This window comes from Actinomadura sp. NAK00032, assembly GCF_013364275.1.
In the GTDB taxonomy this organism is placed as follows: domain Bacteria; phylum Actinomycetota; class Actinomycetes; order Streptosporangiales; family Streptosporangiaceae; genus Spirillospora.
The window spans coordinates 2,121,090-2,144,616 of the sequence record NZ_CP054932.1; the positions used below are offsets into that span (position 1 = coordinate 2,121,090).

Sequence of the window (23,527 nt, forward strand, 5' to 3'; positions counted from 1 at the left end):
CGCACGGGCGGCCCGCCGGGGCCCTCACCCCCGGAGGAACTGCCCATGGCGGTCGCCGCCCCCGCACGGCCGGCGTCTCGCGGCCGGCGCGTGCTGTACCGGTTGCGCGTGCTCCTGCGTGACCCCACCGTGCTGCTCGGCCTCGCGCTGAGCGCCGTCCTGCTCTACCTCGTCATCGCCCCGCTCGTGTCGGTCATCTCGGACGCGGCGCGCGTCCAGTACGGCGACGAGGCCCGCTCCGGCCAGGAGTCCGGCTCGTGGACGGGCTACTACCTGTGGCGGGTGTTCCGCTCGCCCGTCAGCAAGCTGCTGTTCTGGGAGCCGCTCCTCCACACCGTGACGGTCGCGCTCGGCGTCATCGCGTTCGCCCTCGTCGTCGGCGGGTCGATGGCGTGGCTGGTGACCCGCACCAACGTGCCGGGGCGCAAGTTCCTGGCCGGCGCGCTCGTCGTCCCGTACATGCTGCCGTCCTGGACGTTCGCGCTGGCCTGGCTGTCGCTGTTCAAGAACGAGCGGTCCGGCGGCCAGGTCGGCTACCTCCAGGGCGCCGGCATCCACACCCCCGACTGGCTCGCCTACGGGCCGGTGCCGATCATCGTCACGCTCGGGCTGCACTACTACCCGTTCGTGCTGCTGCTGTTCGGCAACGCGCTGCGCCGCATCGACTCGCAGCTGGAGGACTCGGCCCGCATCCTCGGCGCCGGCGGCCGGACGGTCGTCCGCCGCATCACGCTGCCGCTGATGCTGCCCGCGCTGTCGTCGGCGGTGCTGCTCGTCCTCGGCCGCGTCCTCGGCACGTTCGGCACCCCCTACATCCTCGGGCTGCCGAGCGACTACAACGTGCTGTCCACCGGCCTCTACCACGCCATCCGCGACCGCAGCACCGGCGTCGCCTCGACGCTCGCCGGCGTCATCGTGCTGGTCGGCGTGCTCGTCGTGATCATCGACACCCGGCTCGTGCGGGAGCAGCGCCGGTTCGTCACGGTCGGCGGCAAGGGCGCCATGGACCGCCGCAGCGACCTGCGCCGCTGGCGCTGGCCCGCGTTCGGCCTCGGCATGACGGTGTTCGCCGCGAGCGTCATCGTCCCCGTGCTGACGCTGCTGCTGTCGACCGTCACCAAGACGCCGGGCGTGTTCAGCGCCGACAACTTCACGCTCAAGTACTGGTTCGGCTCGAAGATCGAGGGCGCCGTCGGGTTCCCGCACGGCGTGCTGCGCGGCTCCGAGCTGTGGGAGGCGGCCTGGAACAGCCTCCGGATCGTCGGGGTCGCCGCGCTGGTGTGCGGCTTCCTCGGACTGCTGATCGGCTACGTGGTGGTGCGCGGCGCCGGGAGCCGGGTCTCCTCGTTCCTGCGGCAGGTGTCGTTCCTGCCCTACCTGGTGCCGGGCATCGCGTTCGCCGCCGCGTGCCTGTCGCTGTTCGCCGTCCAGCGCGGGCCGGTCCCGGCGCTGTACGGCACGATCACGCTGCTCGTCCTGGTGATGGTGGTGACGCATTTGCCGTACTCGTCCCGGTCGGGGATCTCGGCGATGATGCAGCTCGGCCGGGAACCGGAGGAGGCCGCGCAGATCAGCGGGGCCCGCTGGGTCACCCGGATGACGCGGATCATCATGCCGATCCAGCGGGGCGCGCTCGTCACCGGCGTGGTGCTGCCGTTCATCTCGGGGCTGAAGGAGCTCAGCATCGTGATCATGCTGACCACCGCCGGCACCCAGCTGCTGACCACCCTGTCCATCGGGCTCGTCGAGTACGGCTACACCCAGCTCGCCAACGGCGTCGTGCTCATCATCGCCCTGCTCTCGTTCACCATGACCTACCTGGCCCAGCGGCTCACCAAGAGCAGCCTGGCCTCGGGCATCGGAGGTTGATCATGCCGGCCATCACCCTCAGCGGAGTGGTCAAGACCTATCCCGGCGGCACCCGTCCGGCGGTGAAGGACCTGGACCTCACCATCCCGGACGGCTCGTTCACCTGCCTGCTCGGCCCGTCCGGCTGCGGCAAGACCACCACCCTGCGCATGATCGCCGGGCTGGAGCAGCCGACCCTCGGTGAGATCGCCGTCGGCGACCGCGTCCTGGACTCGGTGGAGCGCGGCGTGTACGTCCCGCCGGAGAAGCGCGACATGGGGCTCGTCTTCCAGAACTACGCGCTCTGGCCGCACCTCACCGTGCGCGGCAACACCGAGTTCGGGCTGCGGATGCGCAAGGTCCCGGCCGAGCAGCGCAAGGCCCGCGCGGAGGAGGCCCTGGAGAAGGTCCACGTCGCCGACTGCATGGACCGGTACCCGTCCCAGCTGTCGGGCGGGCAGCAGCAGCGCGTCGCGCTGGCCCGCATGCTCGCCGTCGACCCCGACGTCCTGCTGCTGGACGAGCCGCTGTCCAACCTCGACGCGCGGCTCCGGCTGGAGATGCGGACCGAGCTGAAGCGCATCCACGACGAGACCGGGGCGACCGTCGTCTTCGTCACGCATGATCAGATGGAGGCCATGACGATGGCCACGCACATCGCGGTCATGTCGGAGGGAGAGCTGCAGCAGGTGGCACCGCCCATGGAGATGTACGAGCGACCGGGCAACCGCTTCGTCGCAGAGTTCGTAGGAAGCCCGCCCATGAACATCGTCCCGATCGGGAGTGAGCCGGAGGGGCTCGCCGGGTCGCTGCTCCGGTTCGCGGAGAAGCGCGGCATCGGGTCGCCGGGCTGCGTCGGCGTCCGGCCGGAGGCGCTCCGGCTGGTCCGGTCGAAGAACGACGTCCCGGACACCGCCTGGTCGGACGAGGCCGTCGTCGAGACCGTCCTGCCGACCGGCGCGAGCTGGACGGTGCAGCTCCGCGTCCTGGACACCGAGCTGTTCGCCGTCACCCACGAGGACCCGGAGGCCGGCCCCGGCGACCGGCTGACCTGCTGGACGCGGCCGGGCCGGCTGCACCTGTTCGCCGACGACGGCGCCCGCATGGGCGCCTGGGACGAGGCCAACGCGCCCGTCGGAAAGGCGGCTTCGTGAACGCGCGGATGCGCAGGCCCCGCGCCCTCCTGCTGGACTTCGGCGGGGTGCTGGTCGAGACGTCCCGCCGCGAGGGCTGGTCGGCGGCGCTGGCGAAGGAGGTGCACGCCGCCCTCGTCCGCGCCGGCTGCGACGAGCTGGACGTCACCGCCGTCGAGACCGACATCAAGGCGGGCGTCGCGGCCGACAAGTGCTGGAAGGACGCGATGTCGCGGCCGTACGCGCCGGCCGAGATGACCCACACCGGGTTCTGGGGCGACTACGTCGCCGCCGACTGGCCCGCGGCCGCCCGGCAGCTGGTCGTCGCGCACGCGACGCCGCTGTGCCGGCGGATGGGGGAGCTGCGGCAGGAGCGCCGCATCAGGCCGGGCATTCCCGAACTGCTGGACGCCGCCGAGGAGCACGGCATCCCGTGCGCCGTCGTCAGCAACTCGCTGTCGGCCGCCGTCCACCGGAACTTCACCGCCGCGACGGGTCTGGCGGAGAAGCTGGCGCTGGAGGTCTACAGCGACGAGGCCGGCGTGCGCAAACCCAACCCGGAGATGATCTGGATCGCGACCCGCGCGCTCGGCGTCGAGCCGGGCGACGCCTGGTACGCGGGCGACAACTTCGACCGCGACGTGCTCTGCGGGCATCGCGCGGGCGTCGGCGGGAACGTGCTGATGGTCGCCGGCGGGACCTACGACGTGCCGTACGAGGTCCGCTGCCGCCCCGACGCGGTCGTGGACGACGGCCACGGCCTGCTCGAACTGCTCACCAACGCCATCGAAGGAGACGGATGAACGTCGATGTGCCCGCCTCGCGGGAACTGGCCGGGATCGCCGAGCTCGCCGCTCGGGCCACGGGGGACCGGCTGCGGACGGCGTTCCGCTCGCGTCCCGAGGTCGACACCAAGCGCGACATGCACGACCCCGTCACCGAGCACGACCGCGCGGCGGAGGAGACCATCCGGGAGGTGCTCGCCAAGGAGACCCCCGGCAGCGTCGTCGTGGGCGAGGAGGGCGGGGAGGGCGGAGAGCAGGGCGCGGACGGCGACATCCGCTGGTACGTCGACCCCATCGACGGCACCGCGAACTTCGCGGTCGGCCTGCCGTTCTTCTGCGTGTCCATCGGCGCCGTCGCGGGCGGCGAGGTCGTCGCGGGCGCGGTGTACGACCCGGTGCGGGACGAGATGTTCAGCGCGTCGCTCGGCGGCGCGACCTGCGATGGCGAGCGGATCGAGAGCCGCGGGGCGGGCCGCGACGCGACCGCCGTCGTCGCCACGTCCTACCCCAACGCGCGCGAGCTGGAGGCCGACCGGGAGGGGGCGCTGCGCCGCTTCGGGCAGATGGTCGACGCGTTCGCCACGCTGCGCCGCCCCGGCAGCGCCGCGCTCACCCTCGCGCACGTCGCCGCCGGCTGGACCGACGTCGCCTACGACCCGTCCATCAACGCCTGGGACGTGACCGCGGCGCTGCTGCTGGTCCGGCAGGCGGGCGGCACGTACCTGCCGCTCGGCGGCGAGCCCGGCGCCCCCGACCACGAGGCGCCCGGCTACCTGGCGCACGTCGGCGGTTTCGACCTCGCCGGCTCCGTCATGGTCGAGGTGGCCGGCCTGCCGGCGCCGGGGAGCGGGGCATGAGCACCACCGGCATCCGCACGGTCGACTGGATCGTCACCGACCTGGACGGAACGCTCGTCCGCCGCGACAGGGAGATCGTCGAGTCGAGCCTCGCCGCGCTGCGCCGCTTCATGGACGCGGGCGGCACGGTCGTCATCGCCACCGGCCGCAGCGAGGCCGCCGCGCTCCCGTACTACCGGGCGCTCGGCCTCACCACCCCCGCGATCCTCTACAACGGGGCCCGCGTGGTCGACCTGAGCACCGGCGCCGTCCTGCATCGCCGCTGCCTGGGCGTGGCCACCTGGGCGCAGCTGACGATGCTGTTCGGCTCCCTGCCCGAGGGCGTGTGGCCGGTGGCGTTCAGCGGCGGCCGCGCCCACGTGGTCTCCGTCAGCCCGGCGCTGCGCGAGTACGCCGAGCGGGACGGCATCACGCTCGACCGCGTCGGCGCCTGGGGCGACCTGCCGCTCGACGACATCACCAAGGTCATGATGATCTGCGACCGCCCCGAGCTGATGGACCCCGCCGAGGCGATGGTGTCGGCGAACGTGGAGGGCGTCACCCTCATGCGTTCGGAGAGCACCTACCTGGAGGCCCTCCCGGCGGGCGCGACGAAGGGCGCGGCGCTGCGCGAGCTGGCCGCCGCCCGCGGCGTGGCGCTCTCCGAGATCGCCGCGATCGGCGACAACCCGAACGACCTGGACATGATCCAGGTCGCCGGGCTCGGCGCCGCGGTCGGGGACGGCGCCGAGCCCGTCCGCGCCGCCGCCGACATCGTGGTCGCCGCCTGCGCGGAGGGCGCGGTCGCCGACCTCGTCTCCCGCGTGCTGCCGTGATCCTGACCGTCATCGGCTGCGCGGGGACCGTCCCGGGGCCGGACGCCGCGTGCTCCTGCTACCTGCTGGAGCACGCCGGCTTCCGGCTCCTGCTGGACGCCGGGACGGGCGCGCTCGGCCCGCTGCAGCGCTTCGCCGACCCGTGCGCGATCGACGCCGCGGTCATCAGCCACCCGCACCGCGACCACTACGCGGACCTGGCGCCCCTCGCCTACGTCCGGGACCGGCGCGGGCACCCGGCGCCGCTCCCGGTCCTGGCCCCCGCCGGAACCGCCGGCCGCCTCGGCCTCCCGCCCTCCTACGCCGGCGCCCTGCGCTGGTTGGACTCCGCGCCGGGCCCGATGAGCCTCGGGCCGTTCACGGTGGAGACCGCCCCGGTGCGGCACTCGGTCCCGGCGCTGGCCGTCCGCGTGACGGCCGGCTCGCGCGCCCTCACCTACTCCGGCGACTCGGGCGAATGCCCGGAACTGCTGGAGCTGGCGCGCGGCACCGACGTCCTGCTCTGCGAGGCCGCCGCGTCCGTGGAGACCCCCGGCGCAGCCGAGGCGCACCTGACCCCGGCCCAGGCGGGGGATCTGGCGAAGCAGGCGGACGCGGGGCAGCTCGTCCTCACCCATCTGCGGCCCTGGGCCGACCCGCACGCCGCGCTGGCCGAGGCGAGGCAGGCTTACGACGGGCCGCTCACCCTGGCGGCCACCGGGCTTCGCCTCATCGCCTGACCGGGGCGGTGGTGGCGCGCTCGTGCAGCCGGGGAGGGACGGTCAGACGGCGCGGCTCCGCCGAGACGCCGTCGCGGATCCGGTCCAGCAGCGCCGCCATGGCGAGGCGGCCGAGCTCGGCGGCGGGGGCGGCGACCGTCGTGACCCGGGCGCTCAGCGCGCCGGGCGGATCACCGTGGACGATCAGCGACACGTCCTCGGGGACGCGTCTCCCGGCCCGCAGGAGGGCGGTCAGCGCCGCCGTGCCGGTCGTGTCGCCGAGCGCGAGCACGGCGGTGGCGGACGCCGGCAGCTCGTCCACACCGGTCACGGCCGTCAGCCCGGCGGCCTCGCACGTACGGCGCAGCGGGGACGGGCGCGCCCCCGCGTCCAGGCAGACGATGCCGTGGTGCCCGAGGGCCTTCAGATGCTCGACGGCCTGCGCCACCGCCGCCGCGTCGTCGCCCGTCACGCAGTCGACGCGGCCCGAGCGGACGGAGCGCCCGACCACGGCGACCGGGCAGCCCGCGGCGGCGCGGTCGATGCCGGCGGCCGGGATCCGCGGGCCGACCAGGACCACGCCGTCCGGGCGGAGGTCGAGCAGGTCGTCCAGCGCGGCCGCCTCGCGGGCGGGACGGCCGCGCCCCGTGGACACCAGCAGCCGGACGTCGCCGCGCGGCGCCTCGTCGGCGAGCCCGTCGTGGACCGCCGCGTCCCGGGGGTCGTGCAGGTCGGCGAGCAGGACCCCGACGATGCCGGTCCGGCCCGCGGCGAGGCCGCGGGCCATCATGTTCGGCCGGTAGCCGAGCTCACTGGCCGCTTCGAGGACCGCCTTCCGGCGCTCCCTGCCGACCTTGGGGGAGCCGCGCATCACCAGCGACACCAGCGCGCGGGACACACCCGCGCGCGCGGCGACGTCCTCCAGGGTCGGGTGGGCCATGTCGTGATCTCCATAGACGGGGCGAGCCGCCGCCATGGGGAGGCATGGCGGCGACTCGCGTCCGGTGCGGTCGGGTCAGGTCAGGTCAGTCTCGGGGGTCCCAGTCGCCCGGGGTGATGTCCAGGTCGAGGGGCTCGGCGACATCCTTCCAGTCGACGAACTTGAAGTTGGTGTTCTCGCGGACCTCGCCGTTGCCGTCCACCGCGTCGGGGGTGTTGACGCCGTCGTGGACGACCAGCAGGCCGTTGCGGAAGCCGCCGATCGGGGCGCTGGTCACCATCGCGCCGTCGCAGACCTCGGAGCCGTCCACGGTGGTGCCGGGGGCGACGCGGAACCGGCCGATGTAGTCGCCCGGGTCCTCGCGGTCGTAGACGACGAAGGTGTTGTCGCCCTGGCTGGAGGCGATCAGGTAGCCCTCGCCGTCGTCCTGCCGGTAGATCGACAGGCCCTCGGCGTCGGCGGTGAGGTGGGTGCCGCCCACGCCCGGGTCGGGCCCGCTCGGGTCGCACTCCTCGGTCTCGGGGTTGTAGGTGGCGGGGACGCCGTACTCCTTGACCTTGTCGATGAGCTGCGGCCGGCCGCCGTCCATCGGGATGCGCCAGATGCCGACGTCCTCCTGCGCGGCGTAGAGCGCGTCGTTCTCGGGGTCGGCGACCATGCCCTCGACCTGCGGGCCCTCGCCCGGGTCCTCGCAGGGCGTCCAGGTGCCGCCGGGCACCGGGAACGAGGTCGGCAGGTCCAGGTCGCGGACGTGCCGGTAGCTGATCTTGCCGGCGCTGGTGACCTGGAGGCGGACGAGGCCGAGCCGGGAGGTGTGCCGGCGGCTGAGCGCGACGTAGCCGCCGCCGTGCGAGTCGCTCCAGGACGCGAGCCCGTAGGCCGTGGCCTGGTCGTTGACCTCGTCGAGGGAGGAGGAGAAGACGAGCGGCGCCGACGGGTCGGTGACGTCGGTGAGGGGCGCCTGGTGCCGGACGGCCGCCCGCGGGTCGATCGCGTAGGTGCGGACGGTGTCGCGGCCGCGGTCGGAGACGACCGCGAGGTCGACCTTTCGGCTGCCGAGTTGGAAGCCGTAGATCAGGTCGACGTTGTTGAACCGGCCGGCCTCGTCGCCGGGGCGGGGCGGGGCGGGCGCGGCGATCCGCTGCATCTCCGTGCCGGCGGCGTCGTACACGACGAGGCCGCCCTCCTTGAGGGTCGCGACGACGAGGTCGCCGCCGCGGTCGCTCGGGTGGCTCCAGATCGCGGGGTCGTCGGCGTTGGCGTTGCCGCCCGCCTCGTCGTCGTAGTTCGGCGGGGTCTCCAGGGCCGCGCGGACCTGGGCGAGCTCGTCGCCGTCGGCGGCGGCCGGGGCGGCCGACAGCACGGCGGCGGCGAGCACGGCGCCGGTGGCGGCGGCCGCCAGCCGGACGCCCTTGGGGGTGGGTCTCAGGTGCATCGGGTTCCTCCTGATGCGCGAAGGGGGATGCCTGCACGGTAAGCGTTAGAGCGCTCTAATTCAATAGAGCGCTCTAATTGATCACGAGGATTTCAGCCGGCGTCCGGCGGGCCGCCGCCCGGCGGCTACCGCTCCACGAGGGTGAGCGCGAACGAGTAGCGGTCCGCGCGGTACACGTGGCAGCCGTACTCGATCGCGACGCCCTTGTCGTCGTAGGCGGTGCGGTTCATGGTCAGCAGCGGGACGCCGCGCCGCTCGTCCAGCAGCCGGGCCTCGGCCGCCGTCGCGCCGCGGGCGCCGATGGTCTGGTTCGCGATGCGCAGGTTGATGCCGGTCGCGCGGAGCAGCTCGTACAGGCCGTGCTCGGCGAGGTCGGCCTCGGTCACCTTCATCAGGTCGACGGGCAGGTAGTTGGTGAGCAGGGCGAGCGGCTCCTCGCCGGTGCAGCGGATGCGGCGCATCCGGACGACCTCGGAGCCGGGCGGGACGCCGAGCTCCTTGGCCACCTTGTCGTCGGCGGGGACGGGGCCGAGCTCCAGCACGCGGGTGCGCGGCTCCCGGCCGGCCGCCGCCAGGTCGTCGTGCAGGCTGGTCAGCTCGATCGGGCGGCGGATCTCCGACCGCACGACCTGCGTGCCGACGCCCCGCTTGCGCACGAGGAGCCCCCGGTCCACCAGGTGCTGGATGGCCTGCCGGACGGTCGGGCGGGACAGCCCGCACCGGTCGGCCAGCTCGACCTCGTTCTCCAGCCGGGTGCCGGGCGCCAGCTCACCGTCCCGGATCGCCGCCTCCAGCTGCTGGGCGAGCTGGTAGTACAGCGGCACGGGGCTGCTGCGGTCCACGGTCACGCGCGGTCGGTACACCCATCGTCTCCTCTCGTGCGGGACGATCGTACCTCGATCTGTGTGTTTAACTTATTACCTCATAATGTCCTAACAAACTATTGACATCCCGTCCTGACCTTCAGCAGACTCGGCGGGGCCGGTGCCACGACCGGCCGGAGCACGTTCCCGGAGAGATGGTGAGCTGATGATCAAGGATCGTGTCGCGGGAGCCCCGATCTCGTGGGGGGTGTGCGAGGTACCGGGCTGGGGCCACCAGTTGGCGCCCGCGCGGGTGCTGGCGGAGATGCGCGACCTCGGGCTGGCCGCCGCCGAGTTCGGGCCGGACGGCTTCCTGCCGGCCGGGGCCACCGAGCGCGCGGCGCTGCTCGCCGAGTACGGGCTGCGCCCGGTGGGGGGTTTCGCGCCGGTCGTGCTGCACGACCCGGACCGCGACCCGCTGCCCGAGGTACGGAGGATTCTGTCCGGGTTCGGGGTGGAACGCTCCAATGATGGCCTGACGCTGGTGCTGGCGGCCGTGACCGGCCTGGACGGCTACGACGAGCGCCCCGCGCTCGACGCCGCCGGCTGGGCGGCGCTGCTCGGCAACCTCGACCGGATCGACGCGGTCGCGGCCGACGCCGGCGTCCGCGCGGTGCTGCACCCGCACGTCGGGACGATGGTGGAACGGTCCGACGAGGTCGACCGCGTCCTGGACGGATCGGCGATCCCGCTCTGCCTCGACACCGGGCACCTGCTCATCGGCGGCACCGACCCGGGGGACCTCGCCGCGCGCGCGCCCCGCCGGATCGCGCACGTCCACCTCAAGGACGTCGACGCCGCGCTCGCCGCCGCCGTCCGGACCGGCGCGACCCCGTACACCGACGCCGTCCGCGCCGGCATCTACCGCCCGCTCGGCGCGGGCGACATCGACATCGCCGGGATCATCCGCTCCCTCGAAGGCGCCGGGTACGACGGCTGGTACGTGCTCGAACAGGACATGATCATCGACGCGGAGCCCGCGCCCGGCGCCGGCCCAGTGGCCGACGTCCGCGCCTGCGTCGACTTCCTCGCCGGGATCCCCGCATGACCGCCTTCGACGTCATCACGATGGGCCGCGTCGGCGTTGACCTGTACCCGCTCCAGACCGGCGCCCGGCTGGACGAGGTCGAGACGTTCGCCCGGTTCCTCGGCGGCAGCGCCACCAACGTCGCGGTCGCCGCCGCCCGGCACGGCCGCCGCGCCGCCGTCATCACCCGCACCGGCGCCGACCCGTTCGGCCGGTTCGTCCGCCGCGCCCTCGCCGAGTACGGCGTGGACGCCCGCTACGTCGCCGACGTCCCCGGCCTGCCGACGCCCGTCACCTTCTGCGAGCTGTTCCCGCCCGACGACTTCCCGCTGTACTTCTACCGCTTCCCGAAGGCCCCCGACCTGGAGATCCGCGCGGACGAGCTGGACCGTCCCGCGATCGAGGCCGCCGGAGTGCTGTGGACGACGGTGACCGGGCTGTGCGCCGAGCCGTCCCGCACGGCGACGCTCGCCGCGCTGGGCCTGCGCCGCCGCGACGGCCTCACCGTCCTCGACCTTGACTACCGCCCGATGTTCTGGGAGTCCCCGGCGGAGGCGCGGCGCTGGGCGGGGGAGGCCCTCGAACACGCCACGGTCGCCGTCGGCAACCTCGCCGAATGCGAGATGGCCGTGGGCGAGAGCGACCCGGAGCGGGCAGCCCGCGCGCTGCTCGACCGGGGCGTCCGCCTCGCGGTCGTCAAGCGCGGCCCGGACGGCGTCCTCGCCGTCGCGGCCGGCGGCGAGACCGCCGCCGCGCCCGCGCTGCCGGTCGAGGTCGTCAACGGCCTCGGCGCCGGCGACGCGTTCGGCGGCGCCCTCTGCCACGGGCTGCTCGCCGGCTGGGACCTCGCCCGCGTGCTGGCGTTCGCCAACCGGGCCGGCGCGATCGTCGCGTCCCGGCTCGCCTGCTCGGCCGCCATGCCGACGACCGCCGAGGTCGCCGGGTCCGCGGAGCCGGCGGTGGCCCCGTGACCCTCGACACCGAGTCCCCGGCCGGGTCGCGGGCCGGGCGGATCGCGGCGCTCGCCGAGACCCGCGCCGTCCGCCCCGCGGCCGTCGCCGAGGCCGCCGCCCGCCGCACCCGGCGCCCCGCGCTGCTCGGCGCCACCGGGCGGCTGATGCTGATCGCCGCCGACCACCCGGCGCGTGGCGCGCTCGCCGCCGGCGGCGACCCGCTCGCGATGGCCGACCGCGGCGAGCTGCTCGACCGGCTGTGCACGGCGCTGGAGCGCCCCGGCGTGGACGGCGTGCTCGCCACCCCCGACGTCGCCGAGGACCTGCTGCTCCTCGGTGCACTCGACGGCAAGGTGGTGGTCGGCTCGATGAACCGGGGCGGCCTCGCCGGCTCCGCGTTCGAGATCGACGACCGGTTCACCGCCTACAGCGCCGACGGGATCGCCGCGTCCCGGCTCGACGGCGGCAAGGTGCTGCTGCGCGTGGACGACGACGACCCGGCGACCCCGCGCACCCTGGAGAACTGCGCCCGCGCGGTGTCGGCGCTCGCCGGGCACGGGCTGATGGCGATGGTGGAGCCGTTCATCGCCCGCCGGGTGGACGGCCGCGTCCGCAACGACCTCAGCCCCGAGGCGATGATCCGCGCGATCGCGATCGCGTCCGGGCTCGGCACGACCTCCGCGCGCACCTGGCTGAAGGTCCCCGTCGTCCCGGACATGGAGCGCGTCATGGCCGCCTCCACGCTGCCCGCGCTGCTGCTGGGCGGCGAGGTGTCGGCCGACCCGCGCGCCGCCCGCGACGGCTGGCGCCGCGCGATGCGGCTGCCGACCGTGCGGGGCCTGGTCGTCGGCCGCTCCCTTCTTTACCCTGCCGACGGCGATGTGGCCGGAGCCGTGGACGCAGCAGTGGAGGTCATATGAGTACGAGACTCACCGTGGGCCAGGCGGTCATCCGCTTCCTGGCGGCCCAGCACAGCGAGCGGGACGGCGAAGAGCGGCGCTTCTTCGCCGGATGCTTCGGGATCTTCGGGCACGGCAACGTCGCCGGGCTCGGCCAGGCGCTGCTGGAGCACGCCGACGACTTCCCGTACTACATGGCCCGCAACGAGCAGGCGATGGTGCACACGGCGTCCGGCTACGCCCGGATGAACGACCGGCTGTCCACGTTCGCCTGCACGACGTCCATCGGGCCCGGCGCGACCAACATGGTGACCGGTGCCGCGCTGGCGACCATCAACCGGCTGCCGGTGCTGCTTCTGCCCGGCGACATCTTCGCGACCCGTGCCGCCAACCCCGTCCTGCAAGAGCTGGAGGACGCGCGGTCCTATGACGTGTCGGTCAACGACTGCTTCAAGCCGGTGTCGAAGTACTGGGACCGCATCAACCGCCCGGAGCAGCTGCCCAGCGCGCTGCTCGCGGCCATGCGCGTCCTGACCGACCCGGCCGAGACCGGCGCCGTCACGCTCGCGCTGCCGCAGGACGTCCAGGCGGAGGCGTACGACTGGCCGGACGAGCTGTTCGCCCGCCGGGTGTGGCGCATCCCGCGGCCCGTCCCCGAACCGGCCGCGATCGAGGAGGCGGCGGCCGTCCTCCGGTCGGCCGAGCGCCCGCTCATCGTCGCCGGCGGCGGCGTCATCTACTCGCGGGCCACCGACGAACTGCGCGCCTTCGCCGAGCGGACGGGCATCCCGGTCGCCGAGACGCAGGCGGGCAAGGGCGCCCTGCCGTGGGACCACGAGTGCTCGGTCGGCGCGGTCGGCGCGACCGGCACCACGGCCGCGAACGCGCTCGCCCGCGAAGCCGACGCCGTCGTCGGCATCGGCACCCGCTACAGCGACTTCACGACCGCTTCGCACAGCCTGTTCGCCGACCCGGGCGTCCGGTTCGTCAACATCAACGTCGCCCGTCCCGACGCGCTCAAGCTCGCCGGGACGGCGGTCGTCGCCGACGCCGGCGAGGCGCTGCGGGCCCTCGGCGCCGCGCTCGACGGCCACTCGGTCCCGGACTCGTACCGCGCGAAGACCCGGGAGCTCGCCGAGCGGTGGAACGCCGTCGTCGACGGGGCGTTCGGCGCCCGCCGCGACGGGCTCCCCGCGCAGGCCGCCGTCATCGGCGCCGTCAACGAGCTGTCCGGCCCCCGCGACGTGGTCGTCTGCGCGGCCGGGTCCATGCCCGGCGACCTGCACAGGCTGTGGCGGACGCGGGACCCGAAGGGCTACCACGTCGAGTACGGCTACTCCTGCATGGGCTACGAGATCGCCGGCGGCCTCGGCGTGAAGATGGCCGCCCCCGACCGCGAGGTGTTCGTCCTCGTCGGCGACGGCTCGTACCTGATGATGGCGCAGGAGCTGGCCACGGCCGTCGCCGAGGGCGTCAAGCTCGTCGTCGTCCTCATCGAGAACCGCGGCTACGCCTCCATCGGGAACCTGTCCGAGAGTGTCGGCGCCGAGCGGTTCGGCACCCGCTACCGGGCCCGCACCGGCACCGGGCTGGACGGCGACGTCCTGCCCGTGGACCTCGCCGCGAACGCCGCCAGCCTCGGCGCCGACGTGCTCCGCGCCGAGGGCGTCGACGGGTTCCGGGACGCGCTGCGCGCGGCGGTCGCGTCGCCGCGCACCACCGTCGTCCACGTCGAGACCGACCCGCTCGCCCCCGCCCCGGACGGCGAGGCGTGGTGGGACGTCCCCGTCGCCGAGGTCTCCGCGCTGGAGTCCACCGCGCGGGCCCGCGCCCGCTACGACGACGCCAAGAAGACCCAGCGCCACCACCTCTGAAACCCCTGAAAGGAACCCCCATGCGCTCGATTCAGCACCGGATCGGCGGTGTCCCGGTCGGCGGGAGCACCGCGGCGCCCGTGCACGACCCCGCGACCGGGCAGCAGACCGGAGAGGTCGTGCTGGGCCGCCGGGCCGAGGTGGACGCCGCCGTCGGCGCCGCCTCCCGCGCCTTCGCGACATGGCGGGAGGTGTCCCTCACCCGGCGGGCGCGGATCATGTTCGCGCTGCGCGACCTGCTGGAGCGGCACGAGGACGAGCTGGCCCGGCTGATCACCGCCGAGCACGGCAAGGTGCTGGACGACGCGCGCGGCGAGGTCGTCCGGGGCCGCGAGGTCGTCGAGTTCGCGTGCGGGATCCCGCAGCTGCTCAAGGGCGAGTACTCCGACCAGGTGTCGACCGGCGTGGACGCGTTCTCGTTCCGGGAGCCGCTCGGGGTGTGCGCGGGCATCGTCCCGTTCAACTTCCCGGTCATGGTGCCGCTGTGGATGCACCCGATCGCGATCGCCTGCGGCAACGCGTTCGTGCTGAAGCCGAGCGAGCGCGTCCCGTCCGCGTCGAACCTGGTCGCCGAGCTGTACGCCGAGGCGGGCCTGCCGGACGGGGTGTTCAACGTGCTGCACGGCGACGCCGAGACCGCCGACGCGCTCATCGCGCACCCGGGCGTCGCGGCGGTGTCGTTCGTCGGGTCCACGCCCGTCGCCCGGCACGTGCACGAGGCGGCGAGCACCGCCGGCAAGCGCGTGCAGGCCCTCGGCGGTGCCAAGAACCACGCGGTCGTGCTGCCCGACGCCGACCTCGACCTCGCCGCCGACCAGATCACCTCGGCCGCCTACGGGTCGGCCGGGCAGCGCTGCATGGCGATCTCGGTGGCGGTCGCCGTCGGGGACGCCGCCGACCCGCTGATCGAGCGGCTCGCCGACCGGGCCCGCGCGATCACGGTCGGGCCCGGCGCCGACCCGGCCAGCGAGATGGGCCCGCTGATCAGCGCGGCGGCGCGGGAGCGGGTCGGCGGGCGCGTCGCCGACGCCGAGCGCGCCGGCGCCAAGCTCGTCGTGGACGGCCGCGACCTGCCCGGCCCCGGCTTCTTCGTCGGCCCCTGCCTGCTGGACGGCGTCACCACCGACATGCCCGCCTACACCGAGGAGATCTTCGGGCCGGTGCTGGCCGTGCTGCGCGCCGCGACCCTGGACGAGGCGGTCGCGCTGGTCAACGCCAACCCCTACGGCAACGGCACGGCGGTGTTCACCTCGTCCGGCGCGGCGGCGCGGCGGTTCCAGCGGTCGGTGCACGTCGGGATGATCGGGATCAACGTCCCGGTCCCGGTGCCGATGGCGTTCTACTCCTTCGGCGGCTGGAAGGCGTCGCTGTTCGGCGACACCCACGTCCACGGGCCCGAGGGCGTCCGGTTCTACACCCGGGCGAAGGCCGTCACGTCGCGCTGGCCGGAGCCGTCCGCGCCCTCCGGGCCGTCCGAAACCGCCTCCATGGCCTTTCCCACGGCACACTGACCCGGAGATTGTCCTGGGGTTTTGCCGGCCGGCCGATGATCGTTCACCGGCGGTTCAGGGACGGCGACCAGGCTCCCGCGTGATCCCCTTACGTGAAGGAGTCCCCCATGTCCGTGACCCGTCGCGGAGTCGTCAAGGGCGGCGCGGCCGGCGCGCTGTCCATCGCCCTCGCCGGAAGCCTGGAGGGAATCTTCCAGACCTCCGCGGGCGCCGACACCGGTGAGGCGTTCGGCTACGGCCCGCTCATCCCCGACCCCAAGGGCGTCCTGGACCTGCCCAGGGGCTTCCACTACAAGGAGCTGTCGGTGGAAGGCGACCCCATCTCCGAGGGCGTCGTCGTGCCCGGCCACCACGACGGGATGGCCACCTTCCCCGGCAGCCGCCACGGCCGCACCCGGCTGGTGCGCAACCACGAGCAGGGCACCAACGGCACCCGCGCGGTCGGCCGCCCCGAGCTGACCTACGACCCGGCCGTCAACGGCGGCACCACCACCCTGGAGGTGGACAGCCGCGGCAACCTGCTGTCGCAGTACGTCAGCCTCGCCGGGACGGCGGTGAACTGCGCCGGCGGCCGCACCCCGTGGGGCACCTGGCTGACCTGCGAGGAGACCGAGGGCGTCAAGGGCGAGACCAAGAGCCACGGCTGGGTGTTCGAGGTCGACCCGAACGGCCGCCGCACCGAGCCCGTCCCGCTGACCGGCCTCGGCCGCTTCGCCCACGAGGCCGTGGCCGTCGACCCGCACACCCTCACCGCCTACCTCACCGAGGACGCGTCCGGGCCGTTCGGGCTGTTCTACCGGTTCCGGCCCCGCGCCCACCACGGCGGCTACCACGCCTACATGCGGGGCGGGAAGCTGGAGGCGATGAACGTCCGCGGCGTCGAGGACCTGTCCCTCGTCACCGAGCCCGGCACCCGGCTGCGCGTCGAGTGGCTGGACGTCCCGGACCCGTCGGCGCGCAAGACCTCCGTCCGCAAGCAGTTCGACACGGTCACCCGGAGCCAGAAGCTCGAAGGCTGCTGGTGGGGGCACGGCAAGGCGTACTTCGTCGCGAGCTTCTCCAACTCCGAGGACGGCGCCGCCCGCGACCACGCCGGGCAGGTCTGGACCTACGACCCGCGCCGCAACGTGATCGAGCTCCAGCTGATCTTCAAGCCGGGCGGCCGGTTCGACGGGCCCGACAACATCACCGTCTCCCCGTACGGCGGCGGCGTGATCCTGGCCGAGGACGGCGACGGCGAGCAGTACCTCGTCGGCACCACCCGCAAGAACAAGCCGTTCGCGATGGCGCGCAACGCCCTCAACGGCAGCGAGTTCACCGGTGTCACGTTCTCCCCGGACGGCCGCACCCTGTTCGCCAACCGCCAGTCGGACCCGGGCGCGACGTACGCCATCACGGGCCCCTGGCACCGGCTCCGCGGCTAGCCGGGGCCGGCCTCGGGGCCGCCGGGGTCAGGCGAGGCCCCGGCGGGCCACCGCCGGAGGCCGGGTGCCCTCGATGGACGCCACCATGTCCAGTACCTGGCGCATCCCGTCCGCCTGGGACTCCGGCACCCGGAACCACGCCGCACCCAGCCACGCGTAGACGGACGCTGCGGCGAGCAGCCCGGGATCGGGCTCCCGCGCGTCCGTCTCCAGCGTGACGAGCACGGCTCCCCCGGAGGCGGCGAGCCGCTCCACCCGGCTCGCGGGGGGCGCCGTACCCGCGTCCACGGCACCGCTCGGAACCGGTGCGTCCGGTGGAAGGACCATCCGCCGTTGCATGCTCATGCCGCCAAGCGTGGCACGATCGGAGTCCGGGGATCGTCCTTCACAGGGACGCAGGCAGATCGGAGCGTGATGGTCACCGTGGTGCTCGTCCTGGTCGGCCTGGCCGTGCTGGGCGCCGTCGTCGTGCTCGCCATGGGGCGGGGCGGCGAACTCGCCGAGACCCATCCGGACTACGCGCCGCTCAGGCTGGACACCGAGGGCCGTCCGATCCTCCCGGCCGGCGCCCGGATCAGGTTTCCCGCCACGATCTGGGGCTACCAGATGCAGGTGACGGACGAGGCCGTCCACCGCCTCACCGAGGCCCTGCGCGAGCGCGACGCCCGGGTGGCCGACCTCGAACGCCAGCTCGGCGACCTGCGCCGGCGCGCCGGCGACGACACGCCGCCGATCGGCGCCCTGCACGGCCTGGAGGAGCCCGCCGAGCAGGTCGTGCTCCGCAAGGAGACCGTCCCGGCGGAGGACGAACCGGGGGAGGACCACCGATGAGCGCAGTCGCCGTCCACGCCGAGGCCGTGTCCGCGGCGCCGCCCGAGCGGGTCTTCGAGATCCTCACCGACTGGCCGCGGCACGCCGAGTGGATGCCGTTCACCACCGCCGAGGGCGGCACCAAGGCCGGCGACGAGATCAGGGCGCGCACGGGCGTCGGCCCGGTCGGGTTCGTCGACACCATGGTCATCACCGACTGGCGGGAGGGCCGGCGCGTCGCCGTCCGGCACACCGGCCGCGTCGTGCGCGGCGAGGCGTGGTTCAAGGTCGTCCCGGAGGGGACGGGCAGCCGCGTCGTCTGGGCGGAGCGCGTCGACCTCCCGCTCGGCCCGCTGGGCCGCGCCGGCTGGCTGGTCGCGGGCCCGGTCGTGAAGGCGTTCCTGGGCCTCGGGCTGCGCCGCCTGGCCGTTCTGTCGGAGGCGTGAGGTAGAACGGGGCGCGTGAGCACCGCGATCATCGGCGAGGACGGGCGGGGACGCTGCCCGTGGGGGCTGTCGACACCCGACTACATCGCCTACCACGACGGCGAGTGGGGCCGCCCCGTCCGCGACGACCAGGGCCTCTACGAGCGGCTCTGCCTGGAGGCGTTCCAGTCGGGCCTGTCGTGGCTGACGATCCTGCGCAAGCGCGCGAACTTCCGCGCCGCGTTCTGCGGCTTCGACCCGGAGAAGGTCGCCGGGTTCGGCCCGGACGACGTCGAGCGCCTGATGGGCGACGCGTCCATCGTCCGGAACCGGGCGAAGATCGAGGCGGCGGTCGGCAACGCCCGCGCCGCCCTCGACCTTCCCGGCGGCCTCGCCGCGACCGCCTGGCGCCATGCCGACCCCGCCTCCCCGGCCTACACCGACACGGCCGACGTCCCCGCCTACACCGACGCCTCGAAGGCCCTCTCCAAGGAGCTGAAGAAGCACGGCTTCCGCTTCGTCGGCCCCACCACCGCCTACGCCCTGATGCAGGCGTGCGGCCTCGTCGACGACCACCTCACCGGCTGCCACCGGCACGGCGCCTACCGGTAGGCCGCCGCGCCGGTGCCCGGCCCGCTACTCCGACTTCGCCGCCTCCAGCAGCGGCACCTCGGCGGCCCGGCGGGCCGGGAGCGCCGACGTCGCCAGGGCGACCGCCGCCGCGCCCGCGATGACGGCCGGGAACAGCCACCACGGCGGGTTCGGCGCGAGGAACGAGCTGCCCGTCGCGACGTACATCAGGAACACGCTGCCGAACGCCGTCCCGAGGCCGAGGAGCCCGCCGAGCAGCACGACGGTCGCGGCCTCCCAGCGGACGATCGCCCTGATCTGCGCGACCGTCGCGCCGACCGCGCCGAGCAGCCCGAACTCGCGGGTCCGCTCGCCGACGCTCATCGAGACGGTGGTCGCCATCCCGAACAGCGCGAGGACGAGCGCCATGCCGATGAACCCGTAGACGACCGTCAGCCCGCTGGTCATCGACCCCTTGGCCAGGTCGATGTAGGCGCCCTTGCCGAGCACCTCGACGCCGGGCGTGCCGGCGAACGCGCGGGCGAGGTCCCGCTCGGAGCCGCCCCGCGCGAGGACGACCTGGGCGGGCGCGTCCGGGTCGAGCTTGTCCATGGTCGCCGCCGACACCAGCGCCTGGTCGGCGAACAGGTGCGACGGGTCGTGGTAGGCGGCGGCGACCGTCAGCGGCACGCGGCCCTGCGCCCCGCGCACGACGATCTGCTGCCCCTTCTTGATCTTCTGGCCCTTCATCACCGTGGAGGTCAGGGCGATCTCGCCGTCCCCGAGGCGGGGCAGGCGCCCGCCGAGCCTCAGCACCTCCGGCAGCGCCCGCTGGTCGGCGCCCGTCACCGCCAGGTAGACGGGCAGTGGCGGCTCCTCCGGCGACGGCCGCTTCGGCGGCGGTGAGACGAGCTTGATCTGCGAGGCCGTCAGCGCGGCCGCGGTGGACACGCCGGGCACGGCCGCGGCCTTGGCCGCCGCGTCGCGGGGCAGCGGCGCCGGGCCGCCGGACGTCGCGCCGGTCGCCGCGATCGCGTGCTCGGCCCGCATCACCCGGTCGCCGGTCTCGGCGAACCGCGCGTCCGCCGACAGGACGGTCAGCGCGGTCGCGCCGACCAGCGCCACGCCCAGCATCAGCGACGACGCGGCCGACGACACCCGGCGCGGGCTGCGGGTGATGGTGGCGCGGGCGAGCCGCCCGGCCTCGCCGCTGACGGCCGTCCCGATCCGGCCGACCAGGCCGCCGAGGGGGCCGACGAAGAACGGGGCGAGGACGGCGAGCGCCGCGACCGTCGTCATGCAGCCCAGCAGGACCATGACGCAGACGCCGATGGTGCGCTCCGGGCCGGGCGGCTCCTCGTACCTGATCCCGAAGACGCCGCCGAAGAAGATCCACGCGCATGCGAAGATCGCGAGCGCGCCGATCACCCGCCCCCGGGCGCGGCCGGGCGTGTCGGTGCTCGCCGCGCGCAGCGCCTGCATGGGGGAGACGCGCGCCGCGCGCCGTGCGGCCCGCCACGCCGCGAGCTGGGTGACGACGATCCCGGCCGCGGCCGGGATCGCGAGCGCGACCCAGCCGAACTGCACGTCCGCCGCGGAGATGTCGAAGCCGTCGTCGGCGAACAGCCGGGTGAGCAGCGCCGACACCGGATAGCCGAGCACCACGCCGCCGGCCGACCCGACCAGGCCGAGCGCCAGCGCCTCCCACCGGATCAGCCGCTTGATCTGGCGGGGCGTCGCGCCGATCGCGCTGAGCAGCGCCAGCCGCCGCGTCCGCTGCCGGACGAGGGTGCCGAAGGTGTTCGCCACGACGAACAGCCCGACGAACACCGCGACGGACGAGACCATGCCGATGGCGCCGCCGATCGACGCGCCCGCCGACTGCAGGTCGGCCGACTGGGCGTCGCGGACGCCCTTCGCGGTGCGGACGGTGACGTCCTGCCCGAGGGCGCGGGCCAGGTCCTTGCGGAGCTTCGCGGGCGCGACGCCCGGCGCGGCCTTCACCCACACGCCCTGCCAGGTGCCGGCCGGCAGGCCCGCCGCCGCCTGGACGGTCGCGGGCGGCGCCAGCAGCAGGTCGCCGCTCGCGACGGAGCTGTGGTCCTGCACGGTCACGATCCCGACGAGCTTCAGGGTGCGGCTCTGCTTCGGCAGCAGCACCCGGACCGGGTCGCCCACGTCGAGCTTCCCGGCCCGCGCCACATGCCGGGTCACGGCGACCTCGCCGTCCGCGGCGGGCGCCCGGCCCGACTCCAGGTGGTACGGGTTGAGCCGCTGGTCGGACGTCCACGGCCGCAGCGTCGTCCCGGCCCCGGCGGGCGGCAGGATCGCCTTGCCGCCGGACCCGTGCGCGGTCACCGGGACCATCGCGTCCCCGGCGACCGCCGCCACGCCCGGCCGCCCCGCGACCTTGCTCAGCGCGACCTGGCCGTCCGGCGTCGCGTACGGGTCGTCGGTGTCCACCGAGCCGCCCAGGACGAGCACGTCGGAGCGGGCGTACTCGCTGGCGTCGCTGCCCGACACCGCCTCCTGCGCCCGCAGCGTGAACTGCAGCGACCCCGCGATCAGCCCGATCGAGAACGCCGCCGCCAGCAGCGTGGCGGCCATCCGCATCCAGCCCTCGGCGAAGGAGCGGCGCGCGATCAGCCACATGGCGCTCAGCCCTCCATCCGGCGCATCACGTCGTGCACCTGGTCGATGGTGGGGGAGTGCAGCTCGCGCACGATCATGCCGTCGGCGAGGAACAGCACCCGGTCGGCGTGCGCGGCGGCCCCCGGGTCGTGCGTCACCATGATCACCGTCTGGCCGTAGGCGTCCACCGCGCGGCGCAGGAACCCCAGCACCTCGGCGCCCGACCGGGAGTCGAGGTTGCCGGTCGGCTCGTCGGCGAACAGCACCTCCGGCCGGGTCAGCAGCGCCCGCGCGACCGCGACCCGCTGCTGCTGCCCGCCCGACAGCTCGCTCGGCCGGTGCGCGAGGCGCCCGCGCAGCCCGAGCGCGTCCACGATCGTGTCGAACCACTCGCGGTCGGCGCGCCGGTTCCCGAGCCGCCCGGTCAGCCGGATGTTCTCCTCCGCCGTCAGCATCGGCAGCAGGTTGAACGACTGGAACACGAACCCGAGCCGGTCGCGGCGCAGCTTGGTCAGCCGGGTCCGCGACAGCCTGGTGATGTCCACGTCCCCGATCAGCACCGAGCCGGAGGTGACCGTGTCGAGCCCGGCCAGGCAGTGCAGGAACGTCGACTTGCCGGAGCCGGACGGCCCCATGATCGCGGTGAACCGGCCGCGCGGGAACGCCGCCGAGACACCGCGCAGCGCGGTCACCGCGTGCTCGCCCGCCCCGTAGGACTTGACGAGGTCGCGGGCCGCGGCGACATGGTCGTGGAGCTGCCCGGCAGGGGGTGCGGCGGATGTCTGGGTCATGCCCTCAAGACAACCGCCCGCGCCCCCTCGGGCACATTGGCGGAGCCTCCCCAGTCGATGCGGGGGAAGGCCCTACCTCCAGCGGCCCTCGGACCCTCAGCGGCCTTCGAACGCCGGCTGCTGCTTCTTCAGGAACGCCTCGGTCGCGTTGCGGTGGTCCTCGGTGTCGGCGCACTCGTCCTGCAGCTCCGCCTCCCGCTCCAGCGCGGATGCCAGGTCGTGGGTCGCCGCGTGGTCGAGGGCCGCCTTCACCGCCCCGTAGGCGACCGTCGGCCCGGCCGCGAGCCGCCGAGCCAGCTCCACCGCCGCCGGGGCCAGCTCGTCCGCCGGGACGACCCGGTTCACCAGGCCCAGCTCCAGCGCCTGCTCGGCCTTCACCGGCTCGCCGAGCAGCAGCAGCTCGGCCGCCTTCGCGCGGCCGACGAGGCGCTGCAGCGTCCACGACATGCCGCTGTCGGGCGCGAGGCCGATCCCGGTGAACGCGGTCGCGAAGCGCGCCTTGTCGGACGCGACGACCAGGTCGCAGGCGAACGCCAGCGCCGCGCCCGCGCCCGCCGCGACGCCGTTCACCGCCGCCACCACGGGTTTGCGCATCCCGGCCAGCGCCAGCACGATCGGGTTGTAGTGCTCGCGGACGGTGCCGTCCAGCCCCTTCCCGGCGGCGAGGTTGTCGGCGTGCTCCCGCAGGTCCTGGCCCGCGCAGAAGGCCCGTCCCGCGCCGGTGAGCACCACCGCGCGGGCCGCCTGGTCGGCGGCGGCGCGCACCACCGTCGCGCGCAGCAGCTCCTTCATCTCGGCCGTCAGCGAGTTCATCCCGTCGGGGCGGTTGAGTGTGATGGTCCCCACACCGTCGGTCACGTCGTACAGCACGGTCTCAGACATCAGCGTCCTCCCGGTTCTCCCGCAGATCTTCCCATCTTCCGATCTGGAGGCTGATCGTTACCACTTCGCGCCCGGAAGACGAGATAATGGACCACTACTGATGACGCGGATGCGACACGCGGCCACGCGGCCAACGGTGTGCGAGGCCGCGGCCCTGACGCAGGAAGGGGAAGCACGCATGGCGGCGATGAAGCCGCGGACGGGAGACGGTCCGCTCGAAGTGACCAAGGAGGGACGCGGAATCGTCATGCGGGTCCCCCTCGAAGGCGGGGGCCGCCTCGTGGTCGAGCTCTCCGCCGACGAGGCCAAGGAGCTCGGCGAGGCGATCAAGGGCGTCGTGGGCTGACGGCGCACCG

23 protein-coding genes are annotated in these 23,527 nt (G+C 74.3%); 16 read left to right on the top strand and 7 right to left on the bottom strand.

The window, feature by feature from the left end; translation table 11 throughout:
* The first annotated feature begins 108 nt into the window (after positions 1 to 108).
* Genes HUT06_RS09915 through HUT06_RS09940 form a run of 6 tightly spaced genes read left to right on the top strand, consistent with a single transcriptional unit; the run spans position 109 to position 6,157 of the window.
* Positions 109 to 1,869 carry an iron ABC transporter permease gene (locus tag HUT06_RS09915; protein ID WP_254715083.1) on the top strand — a complete coding sequence of 587 codons (1,761 nt, stop codon included), beginning with the start codon at positions 109 to 111 and terminating at the stop codon, positions 1,867 to 1,869.
* A gap of 2 nt (positions 1,870 to 1,871) precedes the next feature.
* On the top strand, positions 1,872 to 3,002 hold the full coding sequence (locus HUT06_RS09920; protein WP_176195450.1) for an ABC transporter ATP-binding protein: 1,131 nt from the start codon (positions 1,872 to 1,874) through the stop codon (positions 3,000 to 3,002).
* Positions 2,999 to 3,784 (top strand): HAD family hydrolase, encoded by a 786-nt coding sequence (locus HUT06_RS09925; protein WP_254715084.1) that lies wholly within the window; start codon positions 2,999 to 3,001, stop codon positions 3,782 to 3,784. Before HUT06_RS09920 ends, HUT06_RS09925 begins: the two co-directional genes overlap by 4 nt.
* Positions 3,781 to 4,623, top strand: a complete 843-nt coding sequence (locus tag HUT06_RS09930; protein WP_176195451.1) for an inositol monophosphatase family protein — start codon at positions 3,781 to 3,783, stop codon at positions 4,621 to 4,623. The genes HUT06_RS09925 and HUT06_RS09930 overlap by 4 nt, the downstream gene beginning before the upstream one ends.
* Positions 4,620 to 5,438 carry a Cof-type HAD-IIB family hydrolase gene (locus tag HUT06_RS09935; protein ID WP_176195452.1) on the top strand — a complete coding sequence of 273 codons (819 nt, stop codon included), beginning with the start codon at positions 4,620 to 4,622 and terminating at the stop codon, positions 5,436 to 5,438. Before HUT06_RS09930 ends, HUT06_RS09935 begins: the two co-directional genes overlap by 4 nt.
* A complete protein-coding gene (locus HUT06_RS09940) occupies positions 5,435 to 6,157 on the top strand; it encodes an MBL fold metallo-hydrolase (RefSeq protein WP_176195453.1) in 723 nt (240 codons plus the stop codon). Before HUT06_RS09935 ends, HUT06_RS09940 begins: the two co-directional genes overlap by 4 nt.
* Here HUT06_RS09940 and HUT06_RS09945 read toward each other — a convergent pair.
* The 3 genes from HUT06_RS09945 to HUT06_RS09955 all read right to left on the bottom strand — a co-directional run bounded on the left by HUT06_RS09945 (position 6,147) and on the right by HUT06_RS09955 (position 9,374).
* Positions 6,147 to 7,076, bottom strand: a complete 930-nt coding sequence (locus HUT06_RS09945) for a LacI family DNA-binding transcriptional regulator (RefSeq protein WP_217711265.1) — start codon at positions 7,074 to 7,076, stop codon at positions 6,147 to 6,149. The genes HUT06_RS09940 and HUT06_RS09945 overlap by 11 nt on opposite strands.
* 85 nt (positions 7,077 to 7,161) lie before the next feature.
* The gene (locus HUT06_RS09950; RefSeq protein WP_176195454.1) at positions 7,162 to 8,511 is read right to left on the bottom strand and encodes a phytase; all 1,350 of its coding nucleotides are present in this window, start codon (positions 8,509 to 8,511) and stop codon (positions 7,162 to 7,164) included.
* A 125-nt stretch (positions 8,512 to 8,636) separates the two neighbouring features.
* On the bottom strand, positions 8,637 to 9,374 hold the full coding sequence (locus HUT06_RS09955; protein WP_176195455.1) for a GntR family transcriptional regulator: 738 nt from the start codon (positions 9,372 to 9,374) through the stop codon (positions 8,637 to 8,639).
* Positions 9,375 to 9,540: 166 nt separating this feature from the next.
* On the opposite strand from HUT06_RS09955, the gene HUT06_RS09960 reads away from it, so the two are divergent.
* From HUT06_RS09960 to HUT06_RS09985, 6 genes are all read left to right on the top strand, one after another.
* Positions 9,541 to 10,422, top strand: a complete 882-nt coding sequence (locus tag HUT06_RS09960) for a TIM barrel protein (protein WP_176195456.1) — start codon at positions 9,541 to 9,543, stop codon at positions 10,420 to 10,422.
* The gene (gene iolC / locus HUT06_RS09965) at positions 10,419 to 11,372 is read left to right on the top strand and encodes a 5-dehydro-2-deoxygluconokinase (RefSeq protein WP_176195457.1); all 954 of its coding nucleotides are present in this window, start codon (positions 10,419 to 10,421) and stop codon (positions 11,370 to 11,372) included. Before HUT06_RS09960 ends, iolC begins: the two co-directional genes overlap by 4 nt.
* Positions 11,373 to 11,413: 41 nt before the next feature.
* Positions 11,414 to 12,274 carry an aldolase gene (locus HUT06_RS09970; RefSeq protein ID WP_176201267.1) on the top strand — a complete coding sequence of 287 codons (861 nt, stop codon included), beginning with the start codon at positions 11,414 to 11,416 and terminating at the stop codon, positions 12,272 to 12,274.
* Entirely contained in the window at positions 12,271 to 14,127 is a 1,857-nt protein-coding gene (iolD, locus tag HUT06_RS09975; RefSeq protein ID WP_176195458.1) for a 3D-(3,5/4)-trihydroxycyclohexane-1,2-dione acylhydrolase (decyclizing), read from the top strand. The genes HUT06_RS09970 and iolD overlap by 4 nt, the downstream gene beginning before the upstream one ends.
* Before the next feature lie 20 nt (positions 14,128 to 14,147).
* Positions 14,148 to 15,638, top strand: coding sequence for a CoA-acylating methylmalonate-semialdehyde dehydrogenase (locus HUT06_RS09980; RefSeq protein ID WP_176195459.1), 1,491 nt, complete (start codon positions 14,148 to 14,150; stop codon positions 15,636 to 15,638).
* Positions 15,639 to 15,745: 107 nt separating this feature from the next.
* Positions 15,746 to 17,062 (top strand): alkaline phosphatase PhoX, encoded by a 1,317-nt coding sequence (locus HUT06_RS09985; RefSeq protein WP_176195460.1) that lies wholly within the window; start codon positions 15,746 to 15,748, stop codon positions 17,060 to 17,062.
* Positions 17,063 to 17,089: 27 nt separating this feature from the next.
* On the opposite strand, the gene HUT06_RS09990 is transcribed toward HUT06_RS09985, so the two are convergent.
* Positions 17,090 to 17,407, bottom strand: coding sequence for a hypothetical protein (locus HUT06_RS09990; RefSeq protein ID WP_176195461.1), 318 nt, complete (start codon positions 17,405 to 17,407; stop codon positions 17,090 to 17,092).
* Between the two features lie 66 nt (positions 17,408 to 17,473).
* On the opposite strand from HUT06_RS09990, the gene HUT06_RS09995 reads away from it, so the two are divergent.
* From HUT06_RS09995 to HUT06_RS10005, 3 genes are read left to right on the top strand one after another with little or no spacing between them, the layout of a single operon-like run.
* Complete coding sequence (locus HUT06_RS09995; protein ID WP_176195462.1) at positions 17,474 to 17,893, top strand: hypothetical protein; 420 nt, start codon at positions 17,474 to 17,476, stop codon at positions 17,891 to 17,893.
* Positions 17,890 to 18,318: an SRPBCC family protein gene (locus HUT06_RS10000; protein ID WP_176195463.1), complete on the top strand. Its 429-nt coding sequence runs from the start codon at positions 17,890 to 17,892 to the stop codon at positions 18,316 to 18,318. The genes HUT06_RS09995 and HUT06_RS10000 overlap by 4 nt, the downstream gene beginning before the upstream one ends.
* A 15-nt stretch (positions 18,319 to 18,333) precedes the next feature.
* Positions 18,334 to 18,909, top strand: a complete 576-nt coding sequence (locus tag HUT06_RS10005; RefSeq protein ID WP_176195464.1) for a DNA-3-methyladenine glycosylase I — start codon at positions 18,334 to 18,336, stop codon at positions 18,907 to 18,909.
* 24 nt (positions 18,910 to 18,933) lie between these two features.
* Here HUT06_RS10005 and HUT06_RS10010 read toward each other — a convergent pair whose 3' ends face one another.
* The 3 genes from HUT06_RS10010 to HUT06_RS10020 form a co-directional block, all read right to left on the bottom strand.
* The gene (locus HUT06_RS10010; protein ID WP_176195465.1) at positions 18,934 to 21,519 is read right to left on the bottom strand and encodes an FtsX-like permease family protein; all 2,586 of its coding nucleotides are present in this window, start codon (positions 21,517 to 21,519) and stop codon (positions 18,934 to 18,936) included.
* Positions 21,520 to 21,524: 5 nt separating this feature from the next.
* Positions 21,525 to 22,289 carry an ABC transporter ATP-binding protein gene (locus HUT06_RS10015; RefSeq protein ID WP_176195466.1) on the bottom strand — a complete coding sequence of 255 codons (765 nt, stop codon included), beginning with the start codon at positions 22,287 to 22,289 and terminating at the stop codon, positions 21,525 to 21,527.
* A 96-nt stretch (positions 22,290 to 22,385) separates the two neighbouring features.
* Entirely contained in the window at positions 22,386 to 23,171 is a 786-nt protein-coding gene (locus HUT06_RS10020; protein WP_176195467.1) for an enoyl-CoA hydratase-related protein, read from the bottom strand.
* 178 nt (positions 23,172 to 23,349) lie between these two features.
* Here HUT06_RS10020 and HUT06_RS10025 point away from each other — a divergent pair, with 178 nt between their 5' ends.
* Entirely contained in the window at positions 23,350 to 23,517 is a 168-nt protein-coding gene (locus HUT06_RS10025) for a DUF3117 domain-containing protein (protein ID WP_089314488.1), read from the top strand.
* Positions 23,518 to 23,527 lie beyond the last annotated feature (10 nt).